Below are 19,950 nucleotides of genomic sequence, written 5' to 3'. Positions count from 1 at the left end.
GCCCTGCCGGCATGAGGCAGCGGCTGTTTCTTGGTGAGCTTCCCGGGGAATCCGTGCTGGAAACGGAGCATGGGTTTTTGGTTACGTCTCCTCTACTGACGGCATTCATTATGTCGCGGCATCTGACGGATCTTCAGCTTCTTTTGGTATTGGCGGAGATGTGTGGCTCGTTTGCGGTGTGCGCTCTGCCGGCGGCACTTGAGGCGGAGCTTACGCGTGCAATTGATTCGGGCGCGATTTCGACAACGTTCGGTTGGGTGCGATGTCCGTCCGAGGACGGTACCGCTTCGAATTTATGGCGTCGAGATGCTTTGGTTTTGGGCAGAGACCTTGACCGTTTTTGTTCAGATGTTTGCGGGATGCGTTATGGCAATAGATTTATGGCGGTATCGCAACTCGTTCCATTGGGTGCCGCGTCGCCTTTTGAGGTCGAGGCGTATTTGTTGCTTGGGCTGCCGCGAGCCCTGGGAGGCGAAGGGTTTTGTGGCATAGAGCTCAATGTCGAAGTGACGCTAAGCACAAGTGCTCGAGCGATTGTGGGAAAGTCCCGTGTATATATCGACCTACTTCTGTCTTCGCCGGACGGCAGGCGACAGGTGGCCATTGAATGTCAGGGAAAGGCCTCGCACGGACGCGCAGGGGATGGCTTGCGTGACGCTGACCGCATGACGGCCCTTCAGGCCATGGGCTACGATGTGCTTCTCCTGACACACAGACAGATATCCGATGAGGGTAGATTCCACGCGATCGTTAAGGCCGTATGCAGGATGCTCGATGCTGAATATCGTGATAAAAGCTCAGATGAGCAAAGGGCTGAGACATTACTCCGGTCTGAACTATTCGTTGACTGGTCAAAACTGGGAGAAATCGACAAAAAGATGCCCGTTAGACACAAAAAGGCCCGATCATGGACGGTTGCAAATCTAAGTGAGTAGACTTTTAGCGTGATGGCGACCAGATTGTTTTGCGGCAAGCTATCTACCTGCGGTTTTATAAAGCAATACGGGTGGTCTGCTCGACAAGTTCCCAAAAGGCTACTCACTTAGTTTTTGACGCGAAGCCGATGTCAAAGGTGGTCCTATTTTTGGGGCGTTAACTGGTTTGCAAGACACGAAAAAGGCCCGAACCATGCGGTCCGGGCCTTATAAAGCTAGAGAATGTCTCTCAGGCGTTTGGCTTAGCCGAAGTAGCGCTTTAGCAGGCCGGCGAAAGCCTTGCCGTGGCGAGCCTCGTCGCGAGCCATCTCGTGCACGGTGTCGTGGATGGCATCGAGACCAGCGGCCTTGGCGCGCTTGGCAAGATCGGTCTTGCCGGCGGTGGCGCCATTCTCGGCCTCAACGCGCATCTCGAGGTTCTTCTTGGTGGAGTCGGTCACGACCTCGCCCAGGAGCTCGGCGAACTTGGCGGCGTGCTCGGCCTCCTCGTGGGCAGCCTTCTCCCAGTACAGGCCGATCTCGGGATAACCCTCGCGATGAGCAACGCGAGCCATGGCCAGGTACATACCGACCTCGGAGCACTCGCCCTCAAAGTTGGCGCGCAGGTCAGCAACGATGTCCTCGGAGACGCCCTCCATCTTGGCGACGCCCACAACGTGCTCGGCAGCCCACTCGAGCTGGCCCTCCTCCTGCTTTAGGAAGCGAGAGCCGGGAACGCCGCACTGGGGGCACTTGAAATCCTCGGGCAGCTGGTCGCCGTCGAACTCTTCCACATAACCGCAAACGGGGCAAACAAACTTCATAATTCGATCCTTTCGATCGATGGCGATGGCGCGCTCGTCCGGTCCCGTAAGGGCCCTCTCCGGACGTGCGTCTTGACGAGTTCTATTATCCATAAATGCAACCGAATGTGAAGCCTATTAGGAATGATTTTTAATAAAAAATTTTAGGCATGTGAAGATGTTGATTGATTAACGATTTGCAAGCCATATGCGGACGCCGATGAGTACAATCGGTCGAACAAATGTTGACCTATCAACAAATGAAGGAGTTTCCTTTATGCATCTAGCCCGCCGCGCCTGGTGCCGAACATATCAGACGGTTTTTCGCATCGCATTGCCGATCCTGCCCTATACCGAGCCGCGCATTTTGGAGCATGCCGAGGATGTGCCCGCAGTGCTTCAAAAGCGCTCGATCCAGAAGGTCCTTATCGTGACAGACCCTGGTATTGCTCGTTTGGGACTCACGGCATCACTCGAGCGTGCGCTTACGGCTCAGGGGATTGGCGTTACGGTCTATGCCGAAACGCGTGCGAATCCCACGGTCTCAAACGTGGAGGAAGCGGCGTCCCTGTATCGCGAGAGCGCCTGCCAGGCCATTATCGGCTTTGGTGGCGGTTCGGCCATGGACTGCGCCAAGGGTGTGGGCGCACGCATCGCACAGCCAAATAAGCCCATCAACAAGATGCGTGGCCTGTTGCGCGTCCACCGTCTCCTGCCGCTGCTTATTGCGGTTCCCACTACCGCCGGTACGGGAAGCGAAGTCACACTCGCGGCGGTTATCACCGATGACGAGACGCACTACAAGTACCCCATTAACGACTTTGTGCTGATCCCGCGCTTTGCGGTGCACGACCCCGAGTTTACGCGCGGCCTGCCCGCCTCCATTACGGGGCAAACGGGCATGGACGCCCTGACGCATGCCGTCGAGGCCTTTATCGGGCGCAGCACCACGCCCTATACGCGCAAGATGGCGCGCCAGGCGGTGCAGCTCATCCACGACAATTTGCTCGAGGCCTATGAGTGCGGTGGCAACATGTGTGCGCGCCGCAATATGCTTTCGGCGGCGTATAAAGCGGGCGTTGCCTTTACGCGCTCTTATGTTGGATACGTCCATGCCATCGCGCACAGCCTGGGCGGGCGTTACGGGATTCCCCACGGCTTGGCCAACGCCATCATCCTGCCGCACATGCTTCGCGCCTATGGCGAAGCTGCTGCTCCCAAGCTCGCCGATCTCGCCCGCATGGCCGGCATTGCGCCGGCTAATGCGCTGGACAACGTGGCTGCTGAGGCCTTTATCGATTGGGTCGACCGCATGAATGCCGCCTTGGGCATTCCCAAATATGTGACGGGCATTCGCCGCTCCGATATTCCGCAAATGGCGGCCCATGCCGATGCCGAGGCCAATCCGCTATACCCCGTTCCACTTTTGATGGACCGTTTGGAGCTCGAGCGTATGTACGAGGTCGTCGCGGGTGGTATGTTTGAGGATGAGAACTAGGAGGGCCCATGAACACCGGGGAAATCGCGCGCATTGTCGGCGAACAGCGCGCCTACTTTAAGACGCGCGCCACGTTTGATGTCGATGCTCGACGTCGCGCCCTCGTGCGCCTGCGCGAGGCGGTGCGGGCACACGAGACCGATATTGCCCATGCGCTCAAGACCGATTTGGGAAAGTCGCATGACGAGGCCTATATGTGTGAGATCGGCACCTCGCTTTCCGAGATTCGTCATCAGATTGCGCGTGTGGCTCGATGGAGCCGTCCGCGCCTGCGTCCGTGTGACCTCGCCAACGCCGTGAGTGTGTGCAAAACGCAAGCCGTGCCCTATGGCGTCACGCTCATTATGGCGCCCTGGAACTACCCGTTTTTGCTAACGCTCGAGCCGCTTGCCGGCGCCCTTGCCGCGGGCAATACCGTGGTCATCAAGCCGAGTGCCTATGCTCCGGCATCGAGCGCGGTGCTCAGGCAGATTTGCGAGGAAGCATTTGATCCGCGCCTGGTGACGGTCGTCGAAGGCGGGCGTGCCGAGAATGAGGCGCTGCTCGACGAGAGCTGGGACAAGATTTTCTTTACCGGTAGCGTTCCGGTCGGCAAGCTCGTCATGGAGCGCGCAAGTAAAAACCTGACGCCCGTGACGCTTGAGCTGGGCGGAAAGAGCCCCTGCATTGTGGATGCCACGGCAAACTTAAAAGTCGCGGCACGGCGCATCGCCTTTGGTAAATGGCTCAACGTGGGGCAGACCTGCGTGGCGCCCGACTACCTGCTGGTCGATACGCGCGTACACGATGAGCTGTTGGGCCTCATCAGGGAGGAGACCCGTCGCATGTTTGGCGAGCATCCGCTCGACAACGAGGATTACGGTCATATCGTCAACGCCAAGCATTTTGCGCGCGTGCGCGGACTGATCGATCCCGGTAAGGTCGTGCTTGGAGGCGCCGCGCGCGAGGCTTCTCTCAAGATTGAGCCGACGATTTTGGACGGCGTGGCGCCCGATGATGCCGTGATGCAGGAGGAGATTTTCGGCCCCATCCTGCCGGTGCTGACGTATGAGAGCTTAGACAGGGTCGAGACGTTTATTACCGATCGCCCGACGCCGCTGGCCCTGTATATCTTTAGCCAGGACCGCGCGGTTCAGCAGCGCTTTGTGCGTTATGTGCCCTTTGGCGGCGGCTGCGTCAACGACACGATTATGCACTTGGCTACGAGCCATATGGGCTTTGGTGGCATGGGCGCGAGCGGTATGGGGCAATACCATGGACGCGAGAGCTTCGATACGTTTAGCCACAAGAAGAGCATCGTGAACAAGGCAACGTGGCTGGACGTGCCATTCCGCTATGCTCCGTATGAAAGCTGGAGGCACAAGTTCGTGCGCATGTTTGTGCATTAAAATCAGATGGTGTAGCGACAAACGGTCGAAAAGGCGCGGGTGGGGCGAATTTGTGTCCGCACGGACCCGTAGACTTCTCAATAAGGTTAAACGCCGGTTTATCCGGCCGTTAGGGGAGTTGCTATGTACGAGCCTTCACGTGTTCTTCTGTCGTTTCACATCGCAGGATTTCAATATGCCGACGGCGCTTTGGTCCTAGGCGATCTTAAAGCGGGCGATAAACTGACGCTGTGTGCCGAGCGCGATAATCCCCATGACCCCGAGGCGGTTGCGATCTATTACGGCAACACCAAGCTTGGCTATGTTCCGGGAAACGAGGTCGGCCCGCTGTCCTTGATGATGTATTACGGCCACGAAGACGTATTTGAGGCCCTCGTGCAACAGGTTGCCCCCGAGCGCAGCCCGTGGCATCAGCTGCGCGTTGGGCTCTATGTGGTGGATGCTCGCTAGTCGGCGATGGAGGCGGTCATGTTTGATGACGATGACCTGTTAGATCTGACAGATGATCCGTTTGAGTGGGATATGCTGCTCGATGACGATGAGTTGGAGCAGGACCGCAAGAAACGGCAGGGTAAGAAAACTCAGGGCGACGCTTCGAAAAAGCAAGACAAGCGCCGACGCGGTCTGTTCGGCGGGCTCTTTGGCTAACCGCCGCATCGCTGTGTCTGTATACTTAGCACGAGTTTGATGCGTTGCGAAATGAGGACAGAGACGATGATGTGGTTTACCGCCGACCTGCACTTGGGCGATACGAATATCTTGCACGACATGGACCGGCCGTTTGGCTCGGTCGAGGAGATGAATCGCAAGGTCATCGATGCCATCAATGAGTGCGTGGCTGCGGATGATCGCCTCCATATTCTGGGTGACTTTACCTATCGTTTGCCCCTGGCGGATGCTGTGCGCCTGCGCGAGCGTATCGAATGCAAGAATGTGACGCTTATCCGTGGCAACCATGACGGCGACTGGGAAGATCCCGACGCACCGCAGATTTGGGAAGACGTGCGCGATTACCTGGAGATTGCTCCCGGCTATGCCAAGGGTCATCGCCTGGTGATGAGCCATTACCCCATGCTCAGTTGGAATGGCAAGGCGCGCGGCGCCATCATGCTGCACGGGCATATCCACAGCAGAGGAGACCGCACCAACGCGCGCAATCGCGACCGCGAGCGCCCCATCTTTCGTTACGATGTCGGCCTCGACGCCAACGATTACAAGCCCGTAAGCCGTGACCAGATTCTCGGTTTTTTTGGACTGTAATTCTCGAACCACCGCACAAACCACCACAAAGGTGCCTGTCCCCTTTGTGGTGGTTCTGGCGCCGTTGCCATTATGGCGGCGGCGTCTTTTTTGTCCGTGCGGCGCGGTAGAGTGTAGGCGGTTGAAATTTGCGTCCATCGAGGAGCTGCCATGAACGAGATCAAGTGCCCGCATTGCGGCGAAGTTTTTAAGGTCGATGCGTCCGGTTATGCGGATATCGTCAAGCAGGTGCGCGATGCCGAGTTCTCGCGCGACCTGGATGAGCGCGTGAAGGCGGTCCAGCGCGAGGGCGAGCAGGCACTGGAGCTTGAGCGCTCGCGCTCGACGGCTGCTTTGCAAAAGGCAGAGTCTCAGCGCGACGCTCAGCTTGTCGAGCAGAAGAATGCTGCAGCTCAGCAGCTGGCGCAAGAGGTTGCCAAGCGCGACGCTGAGCTTGCCGAGCTGCGCGCCAAGCTCGAAGGCGCTGCCGCAGAGCGCGAGAGTGCAAGTCAGCGCGCGGCGGTTGAGGCCCGTTCCGATGCTCAAAAGGAGAATGCCGAGCTTCAGCGCGAGATCGACAATTTACGTGCGCAGTTGGAGCGCAAAGATGATGAAGCCAGGCTTGCCGAGGCGGCGGCACGCAATGCTGCTCAAAACGACCTGTCCGCGCGCGACGCTCAGATTGCCGAGCTGCAGGCCAGGCTCGCCGCGGCGGACAAGGCCCAGGAGATGGCGCTTGCCGCTGCCGCGGCAGAGTCGCAGCGTGAGCTCGATGCCGCTCGCAGCGAGGCCGAGCGCGCGCTTACTGACTATCGCGCGAAGGTGCAAGAGAAGTTTTCCGCCGCAAGGGCTCAGTCTGAGCAGGAGGCCGAGGGTCTGCGTGCGAAGCTGCGCGAGCAGGAGCTGATGGCAAAAATGAGCCTGTCTGAGGCGGTCGCCGCGGCGGAGCGTGAGCGTGATGAGGCGCGTGCCAAACTGACGAGCGAGCTGGCAGTGCGCGATTCGCGCGAGGAACAGGCCAAGGCGGCACACGAGCTCGAGCTTGCGCAGGCCAAACGTGCGAGCGATGATCTGATTCGCTACAAGGATGAAGAGATCGAGCGCCTTAAGGATATGAAGGTTCGCCTGTCCACCAAGATGGTGGGCGAGTCGCTCGAGCAGCACTGCGAGACCGAGTTCAACCGTCTGCGCATGACGGCGTTTCCCAATGCGTACTTCGAGAAAGATAACGATGCGTCCGAGGGCACCAAGGGCGACTTTATCTTCCGCGAGTGCGACGCGAGCGGCAACGAGGTCATCTCAATTATGTTCGAGATGAAAAACGAGAATGACGAGACCGCGACCAAGCATAAAAACGAGGACTTCTTTAAGAAACTCGATCACGATCGTCGCCAGAAAAGCTGTGAGTACGCGGTGCTCTGCACGCTGCTCGAGCCCGAGAGCGAGCTCTATAACGCGGGAATCGTGGACGTGAGCTATCGCTACGAGAAGATGTATGTGATTCGCCCGCAGTTCTTCATTCCCATCATTACGCTGCTGCGCAATGCCGCCATGGGTTCGCTTCGCTATAAGCAGGAGCTGGCGGAGTACAAGCAGCAGAATATCGATGTCACGAACTTCGAAGCCAAGATGGAGAAGTTCAAGAACGATTTCGGCCGCAACTACGAGATCGCGAGCCGCAAGTTCCAAACGGCAATCGATGAGATCGACAAGACGATTAGCCATCTGCAGAAAACCAAGGAGGCGTTGCTGTCCTCCGAGAACAATCTGCGCCTTGCCAACAAGAAAGCCGACGATCTTACCATTCGCAAGCTCACGTGGGGCAACAAGACCATGAAAGCAGCGTTTGACGAGGCACGCGGGGCTGCGGCAGAGACAAACGATGAGCCAGCCGAGGCGGATTCGTATGAGGTCGAGGATGCCGAGTAGGGGATAGCGTATCGCGCAAAAAGCGGGGCCGCTGGCGATGTTGCCAGCGGCCCCGCTTTGTTTCGTCCCATTGCGCCCGGCTAGTCCTCGAGCAGGTCCTCGATAAAGCCGACACGGTAGTTCTTGAAGATTACCTCGCCGCCGTCTTGCGTGGCGTCCAGATCGACATCGCCCATGATGCCAAAATCGTGGTCGCCATCCTCGTCAGCAAAGATCTGGTGCACGTGCCATACGTGCGCGGTCTTCTCGTCGGACTCGTCGATGGAAAACATCGCGGCGCTGCGGGCATCTCCGTCGGTGAGGATTTCCTCGTGCTGCTCGTGGTAAGCGTCGAGTGCTTTTTGCCAGCGGATCTCGCTCATGCCCCAGTCGTCGTCGAGCTCGCCCAGGTCGCGAACGTGCTCGCGGGCGGCAAGGGTCACGCGGCGGAAGAGCGCGTTGCGCACCAACAGCGTGCAGCCGCGGCGGTCCGCCACGACCTCGTCGATGCCCTGCGGCGGCGCAGCATCGAGGGCTGCCGGGTTGCCGGCGTTCTCCCACTCGTCCACCAGGCTCGAGTCCACCGAGCGCACCACAAAGCCGAGCCACGAGATAATGTCGCGCAGACGCTCGTCGCGCTTCTCGATGGGCACGGTGCGGTCGAGCGAACGGTAGGCCTCTGCCAGGTAACGCAGCAAAATGCCCTCGGAGCGGGCGATGCCGAGCTTTTGAATGTAACCCTTAAAATCGCTCGCGCTTTCCAGCATATCGCGCAGGACGCTTTTAGGAGAGAGCTGGTAGTCGTTTGCCCAGGGCACTTCCTGGCAGTACTTGTCGAAGGCGGCGTCGAGCAAGTCCTCGAGCGGTTTTTCGTAGGTGACATCCTGGATGCGCTCCAGGCGTTCCTCATATTCGACGCCGTCAGCCTTCATTTCGGCCATCGCGCGGTCGCGCGCTGCGCGCTCCTGAGCGCGCAGCACCTGCTTGGGATCCTCGAGCGTTGCCTCGACCATCGAGATCAGGTCCATGGTATAGGTCTCGCTCTCGGGATCGAGCAGCTCCAACGCGGCAAGCAAAAACGGCGAGAGCGGCTGGTCGAGCGCAAAGTCCTCGGGCAGGTCGACCGTCAGTGCGTAGTCGATGTCCGGTGCGGCGTCAGCCGGAGCGTCGGGTGCGGGCGGCACCTCGGTGCGCACGACGACGCCGGAATCGATGAGCGTGGCGAAGATCTCGTCGGCACGAACCTCGAGCTTCGCCTTTTCCTCGGGCGTTTGCAGGCTTGTCTCTATGAGGTCGTGCACGCGGGCGCGAGCGTCGCCACCCTGCTCGACCACGCTAATCACCATGGAGTGCGTGATGCACAGGCGCGGCTTGAGTGTCTCGGGCTGCGTCTCGATCAGGCGCTCGAACGTCTGCTTGTTCCAGGTGACAAAGCCCTCGGGGGCCTTCTTCTTTTTAATCTTGCGGAGCTTTTTGGGGTCGTCGCCCGCCTTGGCCATAAGCTTGGCATTCTCGATCTCGTGCTCGGGTGCCTCAGCGATGACCATGCCCTCGGTATCGAAGCCCGAGCGGCCGGCACGACCGGCAATCTGATGGAACTCGCGGGCGCGCAGACGACGCATCTTATAGCCATCGAACTTGGTGAGCGCGGTGAGCACCACGGTGTGGATGGGCACGTTGATACCGACGCCGAGCGTATCGGTGCCGCAGATGACGGGTAGCAGGCCCTGCTGCGCCAAGCGCTCGACCAGCAGGCGGTAGCGCGGCAACATGCCAGCATGGTGCACGCCGACGCCGCATCCGAGCAAGCGCTTGAGGATTTTGCCGAAGGCCGTCGAGAAGCTCGTGCCCTTGGCCGCCTCCTTGATGGCCTCGCGCTGCTCCTTGTTGGCAATGCCAAAATTGGCGAGCGACTGTGCCGTCGCAAGGGCGGCATCCTGGCTAAAGTGCACGATATAGAGTGGGGCCTCGTCGCGGCGCATGGCGAGCTCGACCGTGCCCTCGAGGGAGGTCGTCACATAGTCGTAACTCAGCGGAACAGGACGCGGGGCGTCGACGACCAGGTCGCAGGCAGCGCCGGTGTGCTCCTCGAGTGAGGCGGCGATGGCGGTGACATCGCCGAGCGTGGCGCTCATGAGCATAAACTGCGTATGGGGCAGAGTGAGCAGCGGCACCTGCCAGGCCCAGCCGCGGTCGGGGTCTGCAAAGTAGTGGAACTCGTCCATGGCGACGCAGCCAACATCGGCGTCCTCGCCCTCGCGCAGTGCGTCGTTGGCAAGAATCTCGGCCGTGCAGCAGATGACGGGTGCCTTGGTGTTCATATGCGTGTCGCCGGTGATCATGCCGACGTTATCGCGGCCGAGCACCTGCACCAAGTCGAAAAACTTTTCGCTGACCAAGGCCTTGATGGGGGCCGTGTAATAGCAGCGCTTGCCCTGCGCCATGCCCATAAAGAGCATGCCCAGTGCGACGAGCGATTTGCCCGATCCGGTCGGCGTGCCCAGAATGACGTGATCGCCGGCTGCCAGGTCCATGAGGGCCTCTTCCTGGTGGTCCCACAGTTCAATGCCGCGGTCGCTCGTCCATTCAAAGAAGCGCTCGAAGGCCTGGTCGGGCGTGAGCCACGGTTCGGGCTCGCTGCCGTCCTCGGGCTCCCACCAGGTGGGGGAGAGCGCACCGAGCGAGCCGAATTCGGCTTCGGTTCCCGTGCCGCCCGAGAATGAACTGGCGGCTCCGGCACCGGAGACGGTGCTGGCGGCGATATCTGTCGTGGTCTGTGCCATGTGTTTGCTTTCTCTCGCGATTGTCCGCCAACTATTATGGCGTAGCGTCGCATCGATGCGTTCGCAGGCAAGAAAATGCAGGAAATGGGCGTTCTGCCCAGCCGTTTAGTGTAGTCGCTAGCCAAGTGAGTAGACTTTTTGCGATATTGCGAGCACATGACTTTTGCGCAAGGGTTCTACCTGCGGTTTTATGTTTCGCTATGCGGGCTGTGCCTGGCTATTGCAAAAAAGTCTACTCACTTAGGTTTGAGGGCCGTTCGCTGGCGCCAATTTGCGCTTGTTTGCCGACGCCGCGACCATCAGAAGCCCCTAGGACTCTTGCGGCAGGCGCTTCTTGCCTTTGCGGGCGCGGTTTCTAAAGTTCTCGACGGCCTCTTCCATGCCCAGAGGTACATAGGTGAGCTCATCGAGGTTTTCGGGCAGGTAGCAGGCAAGGCTTTGCTCCTGCGCGCGGCCCGCCGCGAGCTGTTCATTGCTGGGCTGCGCGCCGGGTGTGGCGCAAATGCCATAGACGACGGCACCCATCTCGCGCGTGCGGCATTCGTACTCGGTCTCGGGATGCTCGGGATGGTCGCGGCGGACGTCGTCGCTTACCCAAAGCGTGTCGTAGCCGGCCGCGGCAAACTGCCCCAGGGCGTAGTCGCGCAATGGCTTACTGTCGGTTCGCAGTGTGACGGTGGCGCCGGCTGAAAAGAGCGGGCGGTAGAGCATCAGATGGTCGACATGGACGAGTCGTTTTTTGGCGTACTTGGCCTTGGGCTGCGGCGTGGGAAAGTTAATGGTAATGGCATCGAGCTCGCCTGCGGCAAACAGCTGCGGCAGCGATGCGGCGCCTCGGGGCAGGACGAGTGCGTTGGACAGCTCCTGCTCGCAGATTTTCTGTGCGGCATAGGCGATGCAGATGGGCTCCTGGTCCATACCGATAAAGAGGGTGTTTGGCTCGTGGGCCGCGCGCTCTACAAGGTACGTTCCCTTGCCACAGCCAAGATCCAGGTGAAGGTGTTCGAAGGGCTTGCTGCCAACTGGCGCGCAAGCCTCGCGCCAATCTCCGGCATAGGCCTCGGGGTTCGTCTCAATCGCATCGGCGTAGCGCTCCAGGCGCTCTTCGAGCACAAAGTTCTTAGGCGTGCGAACGTGGACGGCTCCCATGAGGCTCCTTGATCATGAGTATGGAACGCATGGCAGCACGTTCCATCAATGGGTTGAAAAGGGTGGGGCATAGCTTGCCCGAAAGTTGCGGTGCGGCTCGGCGGCAAGTCGCCGATGCCTACAGGCGCTTGAGAATCACGTAACGGTTGAGCTCGCCGCTGCGACCGTCGGCATGGAAGCGCTCAAGCTCGCGCACGGGGACCTCGCCGCTCTTGTAGAATGTGCGCACGCCGCGCACCAGGTCGGTGATCTGCTGATCGTCAAAGTGATGGCAATAGCGGTAGGCGTGGCGGTCGTTTTGCCAGCCAATGAGGTGGTCGCCGGCTTCAAACTGCGCGGAATCGTAACTTTCAAACGGCGGGGTGAGCTCGGCGCGGGCTTCGGCGCGAACGGCCTTGCGCGCCATGCGCTCGTCGTTCATAAACTCCCAAAAGCTGATGGCGATGATGCCGCCTGGGCGCGTCTGGCGCACCAGGGCGTCGAGCACGCGTACGCGGTACTCGCATGACGGCACGTGGTGCATAAAGCCAAAGCAGACCGAGATGTCGGCGAGCGGGGCGTCGAAAAGCACGTCGGGTGTCTCGGCGGGGTTGAGCTTCATGAGGGCATCGAGTACGTCGAGTTCCTGGAAGTGCAGGTTGGGAATGCGCAGGGCGTGACCGTGCGCATCGATAGCCAAATCCTGACACGAGTCAACACCATAGAACTCAAACGGGCAACTGGCATCTGCCGAGGGGTTTGCGCCGTCGACGCCCTTGGCGGCAAGTGCGCCGCCGGCGGCAAAGTTCTCGAATCGCATGTTGCCGCAGGCAAGATCGAAGACGCGGACGGGATGCTCGATCGTGGCGACGTCGAGCTGCTCGAGCGCTATGTCCATGGTGCGTACCCAGCCGGGCCACGGTGCCTGGCGCGTATCGGAGAAGGAGGCGGAGTGCTCGCGATAGAACGTATTGTTGAGCTGAATGAGCGATGAGGCGAAATCGCGGTTCACGGCGCGGAACTCCCTCCGTTGGCGGTGCGGAATAAACAGTACGACCATACTACCGTTAACGCCGCAACGGGGACAACCGAGCTGCGGGTCATTGCTTTGTTTGGACACATTTCCGCAGCTCATATATGCCCGCAACCGCCGGTTGTCAAAAATCTCACTAGAATAGGTGGCATGCTTTTGGCGGTGGCGGATAGATTTTTAACTGTGCAAGGCGCCTTAAGAACAAAAACGGTCCGGCGGCACGGCTGGCATCGCATAGGAGGAACCATGAATGTAGAAACTGCGCAGCGGCTCGCCGACCTTCGTCGCAGCAAGGGTTTTAGCCAAGAAGGGCTTGCACGAAAGCTGGGACTGTCGCGCCAGGCGGTCAGTAAATGGGAGCGCGCGGAGAGCTCGCCCGATACCGAGAACCTGATCTCGCTCGCCAAGCTCTACGGTGTGAGTCTGGACGAGCTGCTCAATCCGAGCGATGAGATCGAGGACGATATCGAGTTTGAGAACGAGGACCGCGCCCGTCAGCGCGAGGCCGAGGCGGCAGAGCGCGCCCGCACCCATGAGGCCGCGGCACGCGCCACCGAGGCGGCAACGCAGGCAAGTGACGCGGCAGCCAAGGCGGCGCAGGCGGCAAGCTGGAGTGCACAGGCCGCCAATGCCGCTACGGCGCAGGTGACGGGTGCCGGTGCGGCCGGCCCGACTCCAGTGAAGGGTCCGTTCCAGTCGTTCCCGTACTGGGCCGTGTGCTGGCTGCTGTTCTTTTTGCTGATGTTCCTGTTTGGCGCCGGCCCCTTTGCCGCGCTGATTTTCTTTACGATCCCCATCTATCACTGGGTGGCACGTGCGCTCGATGGCGATTGGGCGCGCGGGGATATTCAGGTTGGTCCGGCGCCGGCGGTCGCTAGGACTAAGGGGGAGGACGTTTCCACAGCGGTTGACGCTGACATGGCTGCCGCGACCACCGCTGAGTCGAGTGCCAAAGAAGGTGATGAATGATGAAGCTCTCGCATGAGTCTAAGAGGCGCTTGGGCATTGGCATCGGAGCGTTTGTGCTCATCATCGGGCTTGTCTTTGGCATTTCGCGGACTTTGATTCATTTTGATGGACCGTGGGATTTCGACGATGTTGTATCCGGCTTGTCTGGTATGGGCGATGCGTTTGACGAGGACGATTCCTTGAATAGCGGTAACTATTCCGCTCGGCCTCAACAGCTTTCGAGTGAAACGTTTGATGCCGACGCGTTCACATCGCTTGACTTGGACGTGACGTCGGGCACGGTCGAGGTCAAACACGTCTCCGGCGGGCCGGTGCGCGTAATTGAAAGCGGTCGCGTGGCAACGGGGACCGTCGCCTTCGATGCGGCAACCCAAAATCTGGCCGAGGTTAAGGGTTCTACGCTCAAGATTCGCCAGTTCGATTGCGATGACGAGCGCGCCATTGACCGCACGGTTACCGTCGAACTGCCGCGCGAAGTTGCCGATAACATGGTGGGCATTACAGCGAATGTAGGAGCGGGCGATCTGACGGTCACGGACATTGCGTGTCATGACCTCAACCTGACGTTGGACTCGGGAGACGTTGAGTTTGCGGGCACTGTAACCGACACCCTGAATGCCAAGGTCGGTTCGGGTGATGTGACGTTCGAGCTCTACCAGGCCCCCGCGAGGTCGATGGACGTAAGCGTGGACTCGGGCGATGTGGAGATAGCGGTTCCGAATTCTGCGGGCTTTAAGGCGAGTCTCACTGTGGGCAGCGGTGACTTCGAGAGCGATTTCCTTCCGCTTGGCTACGATGGCGAGACCATATTGAATCTTGAATTCGACAACGGTGATAAGTCTGCCACGTATCGTTTTAAGGTCGGTTCGGGTGACATGTCGTTTGATCCGGAGTGACATGCGGTTTTCGGAGATCGGTACATATAGGCATGCTCTTTGATGGAGGCGCCGGGGCCGTGACTGGCTCCGGCGCCTTTGCCTTTACAATGGGGGCATGGAACAGATTATCTTGAACATACTCGAGGCTCTGCGTCGCGGCGAGACCGTGGACGACAAGGCACTCGTCAAACTGATACATGCCGAGGCGCGCCGTGAGGGTGCCGACAAACGCGATTTGGCCAAGCGCCGTCTGCTGCCGTTCTACCAACGGGTTAAACGTGAGGAGCCGGCTCGGTGGGCTGCGTGGAATGTCGATGCCGAGTTGGAGCGTCAACTGCTGCAAGTGCTGCGCATGAAGCCTCGTCGCACGGCCTCGGGCGTGGCGACCATTACCGTCATCACCAAGCCCTGGCCATGCTCGGGCGATTGCCTGTTTTGCCCCAACGATCTGCGCATGCCCAAAAGCTATCTGCATGCCGAGCCGGCGTGCGCCCGTGCGGAGCAAAATTGCTTTGACCCGTATCTGCAGGTGAGTGCCCGTTTGACGGCGCTTTCGCAAATGGGGCATGCGACCGATAAGATTGAGCTCATTGTGCTCGGCGGTACCTGGAGCGACTATCCGCAAGGGTATCAGACGTGGTTTATGTCGGAGCTCTTCCGCGCGCTCAATGACGATGCCGTGGCTGGTGTGGCGGCTAACCCCATGTTGGCGCGTCCGGGCATCAGTCGTGCCGAGGCGGGGCGTCTGCTCGATGACGCTCCCGCCGATGCCCTGCCGCCTGTGGTAGCAGAGCGCCGCGAGCGCTATCGGGCCGCCGGCATTGCGACAGACGAGGTCGAGCTTGCTGCCGGCGTTGCCGACGAGCAGGGGCGTGTGGATGCTGCCGTGGGCGGCTATAACCGTGCGGTGCGTTGTCTGTACGGCCCCGGCACGCCGTGGGGCGAGGTCACTGAGTGGCAGACGGCAACGATGGAGGAGCTCGAGCGCCAGCAGCGCATCAACGAGACGGCGAAGCATCGCGTGGTGGGACTCGTTATCGAGACGCGCCCCGATGCTGTAACGCCGCAGGCGCTTACGCTCATCCGCCGCCTGGGCTGCACCAAGATCCAGATGGGTATCCAGAGCCTCGACCAGCACCTACTCGATATCAACGAGCGTCGCATTTCGGTGGCGCAGATCGAGCGGGCGTTTTCGCTTGCGCGCCTGTTTGGCTTTAAGATCCACGCGCATTTTATGCTTAACTTGCTGGGCGCCACGCCCGAGGGGGACAAGCGCGACTACGAACGCTTTATGACCGAAGGGGCCTTTATGCCTGACGAGGTCAAGGTCTACCCGTGTGCGCTCATCGAGGGCTCGCGTCTGGTGGGCTGTTACGAGCGTGGCGAGTGGCGCCCCTATACCGAGGACGAGTTGCTCGATGTGCTTGCCGACGACATCGTGGTGACGCCGGCGTTCTGCCGCATCAGCCGCATGATTCGCGACTTTAGCTCTGACGACATCATGGTGGGCAACAAGAAGCCCAACCTGCGTCAACTCGTCGAAAACCGCTTGGCGGCTCGTGGGGAAGGCGCGACGGTGCGCGAGATCCGCTATCGCGAGATCAGCACGGCGGGTGCCGACCTGAACGAGTTGGCCCTTGACGAGGACGTGACGTACGAGACGCCGGTGACGCGTGAGCGCTTTTTGCAGTGGGTGACGCCGCAGGGCAAGATCGCAGGCTTTTTGCGGTTGTCGCTGCCCGATCGCGCCTTTGTCACCGCACATGCGGACGAGTTGCCGACCAGGCCGGAGGAAGCGATGATTCGCGAGGTGCACGTCTATGGTATGGCGGCGCGTGTGGGCGATCAGGGCCAGGCGGCTCAGCATCACGGTCTGGGGCGTCTGCTCGTGGAGCGTGCGTGTCAGATAGCTCGGGATGCCGGCTATGCGCGCATCAACGTGATCAGCGCGATTGGCACGCGCGAGTACTATCGCCATCTTGGATTTTATGACCATGGCCTTTATCTGCAAAAGGAGCTCTAGATGAACAAGCCGAGTGTTTCTGCCGGCGTCGTCGCCGGCGTTGCCCTGGGAGCTGCGGCGCTCGGTGCGGCCGCCGTCGCTGTTCGCGCTGCCTGTCTGCAGGTCGCGAGGACCCGCAATGGGTTGGCGCGCGTGAAGCGCGTGCACGATGAGGGCGGCGACGAAGTTCGCGTGTTGGTGCAAGGCGGCGTCTACCAGAGCGCGACCTACGTTGGCGAGCGTTGGGCGGAGCCCGTCTTTGCATACTATCGTGCGTTTGACGACGCATTTGAGGCCGAGGATGCGATGCGCGACGTTTATGGTCACGGCGTCGACCGCATGCTTATGCTGGGCGGCGGTGGGTTTGCCTATCCCAAATTTGCGCTGATGTCGCACGAGAGTTTGCGCATGGACGTCATTGAGTACGATGCCGAGATTACGCGTCTGGCGCGTCGTTGGTTCTATCTGGACGAGCTGGAGCGCACGGTGGGTGACCGCTTGCGGGTGATTACCGCTGAGGCTCGCTCGTATCTGGGCGTGACGAGCGTTGGGCATCGTCGCTACGATGTCGTCGTGAGCGATTGCTTTGGCGGTGCCGAGCCCGTGCGCGAGCTGGCGACGATTGAGGCGCTGCGCTTGGTGCGGGGCAGCCTGAACCCCGGCGGTATCTATGCCGCCAATATCGTGAGTGCAAACGAGGGGAGCGATGTGACGTTCCTGCGCGATTGCGTTACCACGGCGCTCGAGGTGTTTGCGCATGCCTGGGTGGTTCCCTGCGGCGACGCGGAATTTGGCGGCGAAGAGAACTACCTGCTCATCGCCAGCGACGGTGACTACACCTTTGCCGAAGCCGTGCCCTTCGACGCTGACTTCCTCGGCACCGTCCTTCACGACAAGTAAGTCTCCCCGTCCCAAAAAAGACTGGTCTTAGGCGTGGTCGCGCCAGCTGAGGACGCGCTGCTTCATACCCTCGATGTCGAGCACGCCTTCGGCAAAGCCCTTGCGCACGAGCTCTTCGGGAACGAACTCATCGTAACGATCAAAGTAAGGCACCTCGCCGGGATAGACGAGCTCGATGGGATCGAAGTCCTTCTCGGCCTCGGCGGCGAGCACCTCAAAGAACGTCTCCTCGTCGGCCTTCATCTTAAACTGCATAAAGTACGGACGTGACGGGTCGAGTCCGCGAAGGCCCAGCTCCGCGGCACACTTAATCTTGAGGATGCGCTCGAGTGCCAAAAAGGCGTAGCTGCCCAACCAGGGGAAGAGCACCCAGGTGTCGCCACCCAGGTTGATGAGCGGCTTAGTTCCCGCACCCGAAATCTCGGCGGTATGACGAGCCTGTGCAAGACGTGCCCGTGCGTTGCCCATGAGATACGGATATGCCGCATGCTCGTTGAGCGCCTTGCGCATGCGTTCGAGTACGTGTGTATTGATGTCACCGGGGCAGTCGCCAAAGTAGGCCGGCGCACGGCCCTTGACCTGCGTGGCAAAGACGGTATGACGCTTCCAGTCCACTTCCTCGACAATCCAGCAATGGCCTGCGATGGCGATGCGCTCACCGGGCGGTGGGGGATTGACGATCGTGCCCAACTCGGCCGACTCGCTGCGAACGGTGAACTCCTCGTTTTCCTGGAATACGGCGTAGAACTTAAAGTTGTTAATGATGCGCTCACCCGCGAGACCCACGATGAGCCCACCGCCCTCGGTGACTTGGATATGGTCGATCTTAATGAGGTGACGCAGCAGTACGCGATAGTCATCGGCCGAGATGCGATGGAAATAGCTGAGCGTGAGCACGCGCTGGGCAAGCTCTGCCGGCGTGAGCTCGCCGGTGCTGGTAAGCGTCGACATAGTCTGGTGGTAGAGCAGGCTGTAGGGGAGTCGATCGAGCTCGGGCGGCTCGACCCACTTTTCCTCGCGATAGAGTTGTACGAGCGCGATTCCCTGCAGGAGCTTCCACGGAATGGTCTCGGGCATCATCGTGCGCGGCTCGGGCTCTTCCTCGCGCATGACAAACCACATCTCGGGCGGAAGGTCGCGGCGTCCCGTGCGGCCCATTCGCTGCAAAAAGGAACTGACGGTAAATGGCGCATCGATCTGAAACGCACGCTCCAGACGGCCGATATCGATACCGAGCTCCAGCGTAGAGGTGGTGACGGTCGTTTGTGCCTGCTCCTCATCGCGCATGAGTTCCTCGGCCGTCTCGCGCAACGATGCCGAAAGATTGCCATGATGGATGAGGAAACGGTCGGGCTCGTGTCGACTCTCGCAGTAGCTGCGCAGCATGGAGCATACGGCCTCTGCCTCCTCGCGCGAGTTGGCAAAGACCAGGCACTTGCGGCCGCGCGTATGCTCAAAGATATAGCCCATACCGGGGTCGGCGTTGTCGGGCGCCGTGTCGGTGGGGTTGAGGAGCGCCTGCTCGGTGGCCTGGGGGATATCGACTTCGCCCTCGGGGACCGAAGAAGTGCGACGGTCTTTGGGAGCGGCCTTGCCCCGCGCCTGCTCGCGACGTTGACGGCGCTCCTCTTGTGTGAGCTGTCCGCTGTGACGCATGTCTTGGGCGCCGGCGGGCAGTGCCGCGGGTGCCGCCGTCTCAATGCGCTCGCATGCAAGCACTTCGGCCTCTTGAGGACTTGTGCCCACGAATCCCCGCTGCTGTGCCTGGGGGCCCGAGTTGTAGAAGTGCTCCATGGAGATACGCCACACGCGGCGCGGTTCCTCAAAGCGGGGGATAACGCAGTCGCGCCCCGTTCCCTGTGAGAGAAAGGCGCCCGTGCGCTCGGGGTCGCCGATGGTGGCAGAAAGGCCGATGCGGCGGGGCTGCACGCCTGCCATGCGCGAGAGGCGCTCGATAAGGCACAGCGTCTGACCGCCGCGGTCGCCGCGCATGAGCGAGTGGACCTCATCGATGACCACATAGCGCAGGTCGCAAAACATGCGCGGGGTCGCCATGTGCTTATGGATTAAGAGCGCTTCGAGTGACTCAGGCGTAATCTGCAAGATGCCGCTTGGTTTTTTGATGAGCTTAGCCTTGTGCGACTGCGAGACATCGCCATGCCAGTGCCAGACAGGGATATCGGCCTCTTCGCAGAGGTCGTTGAGGCGGACGAACTGATCATTGATGAGCGCTTTGAGGGGGCCGATGTAGAGGGCGCCCACGCTTGCGGGCGGGTTCTCCCAAAACTCGGTCAGGATGGGAAAGAAGGCTGCCTCGGTTTTGCCGGAAGCCGTGGACGCCGTCAAGAGCACATTATCTTGCATGTTAAAGATGGCATCTGCCGCCGCAACCTGGATAGAGCGCAGGCTCTCCCAATCGTGGGAATAGATGAAGTCTTGGATAAACGGGGCGTAGCGGTCAAAGGCGTTCACGGGGCCTCCTCTCAAAAACGAATCTCTCAACGCGG

General features: G+C 60.3%; 16 protein-coding genes. 11 read left to right on the top strand and 5 right to left on the bottom strand.

Annotated elements, in window-relative coordinates; translation table 11 throughout:
• The first annotated feature begins 53 nt into the window (after positions 1-53).
• Entirely contained in the window at positions 54-935 is an 882-nt protein-coding gene (locus tag DWZ52_RS02555; protein WP_158572398.1) for a hypothetical protein, read from the top strand.
• A gap of 242 nt (positions 936-1,177) precedes the next feature.
• Here DWZ52_RS02555 and DWZ52_RS02550 read toward each other — a convergent pair whose 3' ends face one another.
• On the bottom strand, positions 1,178-1,741 hold the full coding sequence (locus tag DWZ52_RS02550) for a ferritin family protein (protein ID WP_070097113.1): 564 nt from the start codon (positions 1,739-1,741) through the stop codon (positions 1,178-1,180).
• A gap of 253 nt (positions 1,742-1,994) precedes the next feature.
• On the opposite strand from DWZ52_RS02550, the gene DWZ52_RS02545 reads away from it, so the two are divergent.
• The 6 genes from DWZ52_RS02545 to DWZ52_RS02520 all read left to right on the top strand — a co-directional run bounded on the left by DWZ52_RS02545 (position 1,995) and on the right by DWZ52_RS02520 (position 7,771).
• Complete coding sequence (locus DWZ52_RS02545) at positions 1,995-3,215, top strand: iron-containing alcohol dehydrogenase (protein WP_117582882.1); 1,221 nt, start codon at positions 1,995-1,997, stop codon at positions 3,213-3,215.
• Between the two features lie 8 nt (positions 3,216-3,223).
• Positions 3,224-4,603 carry an aldehyde dehydrogenase gene (locus DWZ52_RS02540; protein ID WP_118384843.1) on the top strand — a complete coding sequence of 460 codons (1,380 nt, stop codon included), beginning with the start codon at positions 3,224-3,226 and terminating at the stop codon, positions 4,601-4,603.
• A 123-nt stretch (positions 4,604-4,726) separates the two neighbouring features.
• On the top strand, positions 4,727-5,053 hold the full coding sequence (locus tag DWZ52_RS02535; RefSeq protein WP_118384842.1) for an HIRAN domain-containing protein: 327 nt from the start codon (positions 4,727-4,729) through the stop codon (positions 5,051-5,053).
• Between the two features lie 18 nt (positions 5,054-5,071).
• On the top strand, positions 5,072-5,251 hold the full coding sequence (locus tag DWZ52_RS02530) for a hypothetical protein (protein WP_117817294.1): 180 nt from the start codon (positions 5,072-5,074) through the stop codon (positions 5,249-5,251).
• Between the two features lie 66 nt (positions 5,252-5,317).
• Positions 5,318-5,863 carry a metallophosphoesterase gene (locus tag DWZ52_RS02525; RefSeq protein WP_233539210.1) on the top strand — a complete coding sequence of 182 codons (546 nt, stop codon included), beginning with the start codon at positions 5,318-5,320 and terminating at the stop codon, positions 5,861-5,863.
• A gap of 150 nt (positions 5,864-6,013) precedes the next feature.
• Positions 6,014-7,771, top strand: coding sequence for a DUF2130 domain-containing protein (locus DWZ52_RS02520; protein ID WP_117842924.1), 1,758 nt, complete (start codon positions 6,014-6,016; stop codon positions 7,769-7,771).
• A gap of 80 nt (positions 7,772-7,851) precedes the next feature.
• Here DWZ52_RS02520 and DWZ52_RS02515 read toward each other — a convergent pair whose 3' ends face one another.
• The 3 genes from DWZ52_RS02515 to DWZ52_RS02505 form a co-directional block, all read right to left on the bottom strand.
• Positions 7,852-10,533, bottom strand: coding sequence for an RNA helicase (locus DWZ52_RS02515; protein ID WP_118384841.1), 2,682 nt, complete (start codon positions 10,531-10,533; stop codon positions 7,852-7,854).
• Positions 10,534-10,842: 309 nt separating this feature from the next.
• Positions 10,843-11,682 carry a tRNA (guanosine(46)-N(7))-methyltransferase TrmB gene (locus DWZ52_RS02510; RefSeq protein ID WP_117647468.1) on the bottom strand — a complete coding sequence of 280 codons (840 nt, stop codon included), beginning with the start codon at positions 11,680-11,682 and terminating at the stop codon, positions 10,843-10,845.
• Between the two features lie 118 nt (positions 11,683-11,800).
• On the bottom strand, positions 11,801-12,721 hold the full coding sequence (locus DWZ52_RS02505) for a hypothetical protein (RefSeq protein WP_199579087.1): 921 nt from the start codon (positions 12,719-12,721) through the stop codon (positions 11,801-11,803).
• 219 nt (positions 12,722-12,940) lie between these two features.
• Here DWZ52_RS02505 and DWZ52_RS02500 point away from each other — a divergent pair, with 219 nt between their 5' ends.
• The 4 genes from DWZ52_RS02500 (at position 12,941) to DWZ52_RS02485 (ending at position 17,443) form a co-directional block, all read left to right on the top strand.
• On the top strand, positions 12,941-13,663 hold the full coding sequence (locus tag DWZ52_RS02500) for a helix-turn-helix domain-containing protein (protein ID WP_117582890.1): 723 nt from the start codon (positions 12,941-12,943) through the stop codon (positions 13,661-13,663).
• The gene (locus tag DWZ52_RS02495; protein WP_118384840.1) at positions 13,660-14,559 is read left to right on the top strand and encodes a DUF4097 family beta strand repeat-containing protein; all 900 of its coding nucleotides are present in this window, start codon (positions 13,660-13,662) and stop codon (positions 14,557-14,559) included. Before DWZ52_RS02500 ends, DWZ52_RS02495 begins: the two co-directional genes overlap by 4 nt.
• A gap of 97 nt (positions 14,560-14,656) precedes the next feature.
• On the top strand, positions 14,657-16,564 hold the full coding sequence (locus tag DWZ52_RS02490; RefSeq protein ID WP_118384839.1) for an elongator complex protein 3: 1,908 nt from the start codon (positions 14,657-14,659) through the stop codon (positions 16,562-16,564).
• A complete protein-coding gene (locus DWZ52_RS02485; RefSeq protein ID WP_118384838.1) occupies positions 16,565-17,443 on the top strand; it encodes a spermidine synthase in 879 nt (292 codons plus the stop codon). It abuts the gene before it with no gap.
• Between the two features lie 27 nt (positions 17,444-17,470).
• Here the strand turns inward: DWZ52_RS02485 and DWZ52_RS02480 are convergent, their stop codons facing one another.
• Positions 17,471-19,915: a DEAD/DEAH box helicase gene (locus DWZ52_RS02480; RefSeq protein WP_118384837.1), complete on the bottom strand. Its 2,445-nt coding sequence runs from the start codon at positions 19,913-19,915 to the stop codon at positions 17,471-17,473.
• Positions 19,916-19,950 lie beyond the last annotated feature (35 nt).

Source organism: Collinsella sp. AF33-16 (genome assembly GCF_003475325.1).
GTDB lineage: Bacteria > Actinomycetota > Coriobacteriia > Coriobacteriales > Coriobacteriaceae > Collinsella.
Note: the sequence above shows the minus strand (reverse complement) of the source record. Positions and strands in the feature narration are given on the sequence as shown.

What these genes read in the sequence shown, in the direction of transcription:
- DWZ52_RS02545 (WP_117582882.1), top strand. Translation starts at nt 1,995, where the DNA reads ATGCATCTAGCCCGCCGCGCCTGGTGCCGAACATATCAGACGGTTTTT.
- DWZ52_RS02540 (WP_118384843.1), top strand. Translation starts at nt 3,224, where the DNA reads ATGAACACCGGGGAAATCGCGCGCATTGTCGGCGAACAGCGCGCCTAC.
- DWZ52_RS02535 (WP_118384842.1), top strand. Translation starts at nt 4,727, where the DNA reads ATGTACGAGCCTTCACGTGTTCTTCTGTCGTTTCACATCGCAGGATTT.
- DWZ52_RS02530 (WP_117817294.1), top strand. Translation starts at nt 5,072, where the DNA reads ATGTTTGATGACGATGACCTGTTAGATCTGACAGATGATCCGTTTGAG.
- DWZ52_RS02525 (WP_233539210.1), top strand. Translation starts at nt 5,318, where the DNA reads ATGATGTGGTTTACCGCCGACCTGCACTTGGGCGATACGAATATCTTG.
- DWZ52_RS02520 (WP_117842924.1), top strand. Translation starts at nt 6,014, where the DNA reads ATGAACGAGATCAAGTGCCCGCATTGCGGCGAAGTTTTTAAGGTCGAT.
- DWZ52_RS02515 (WP_118384841.1), bottom strand. Translation starts at nt 10,533, where the DNA reads ATGGCACAGACCACGACAGATATCGCCGCCAGCACCGTCTCCGGTGCC.
- DWZ52_RS02510 (WP_117647468.1), bottom strand. Translation starts at nt 11,682, where the DNA reads ATGGGAGCCGTCCACGTTCGCACGCCTAAGAACTTTGTGCTCGAAGAG.
- DWZ52_RS02505 (WP_199579087.1), bottom strand. Translation starts at nt 12,721, where the DNA reads ATGGTCGTACTGTTTATTCCGCACCGCCAACGGAGGGAGTTCCGCGCC.
- DWZ52_RS02500 (WP_117582890.1), top strand. Translation starts at nt 12,941, where the DNA reads ATGAATGTAGAAACTGCGCAGCGGCTCGCCGACCTTCGTCGCAGCAAG.
- DWZ52_RS02495 (WP_118384840.1), top strand. Translation starts at nt 13,660, where the DNA reads ATGATGAAGCTCTCGCATGAGTCTAAGAGGCGCTTGGGCATTGGCATC.
- DWZ52_RS02490 (WP_118384839.1), top strand. Translation starts at nt 14,657, where the DNA reads ATGGAACAGATTATCTTGAACATACTCGAGGCTCTGCGTCGCGGCGAG.
- DWZ52_RS02485 (WP_118384838.1), top strand. Translation starts at nt 16,565, where the DNA reads ATGAACAAGCCGAGTGTTTCTGCCGGCGTCGTCGCCGGCGTTGCCCTG.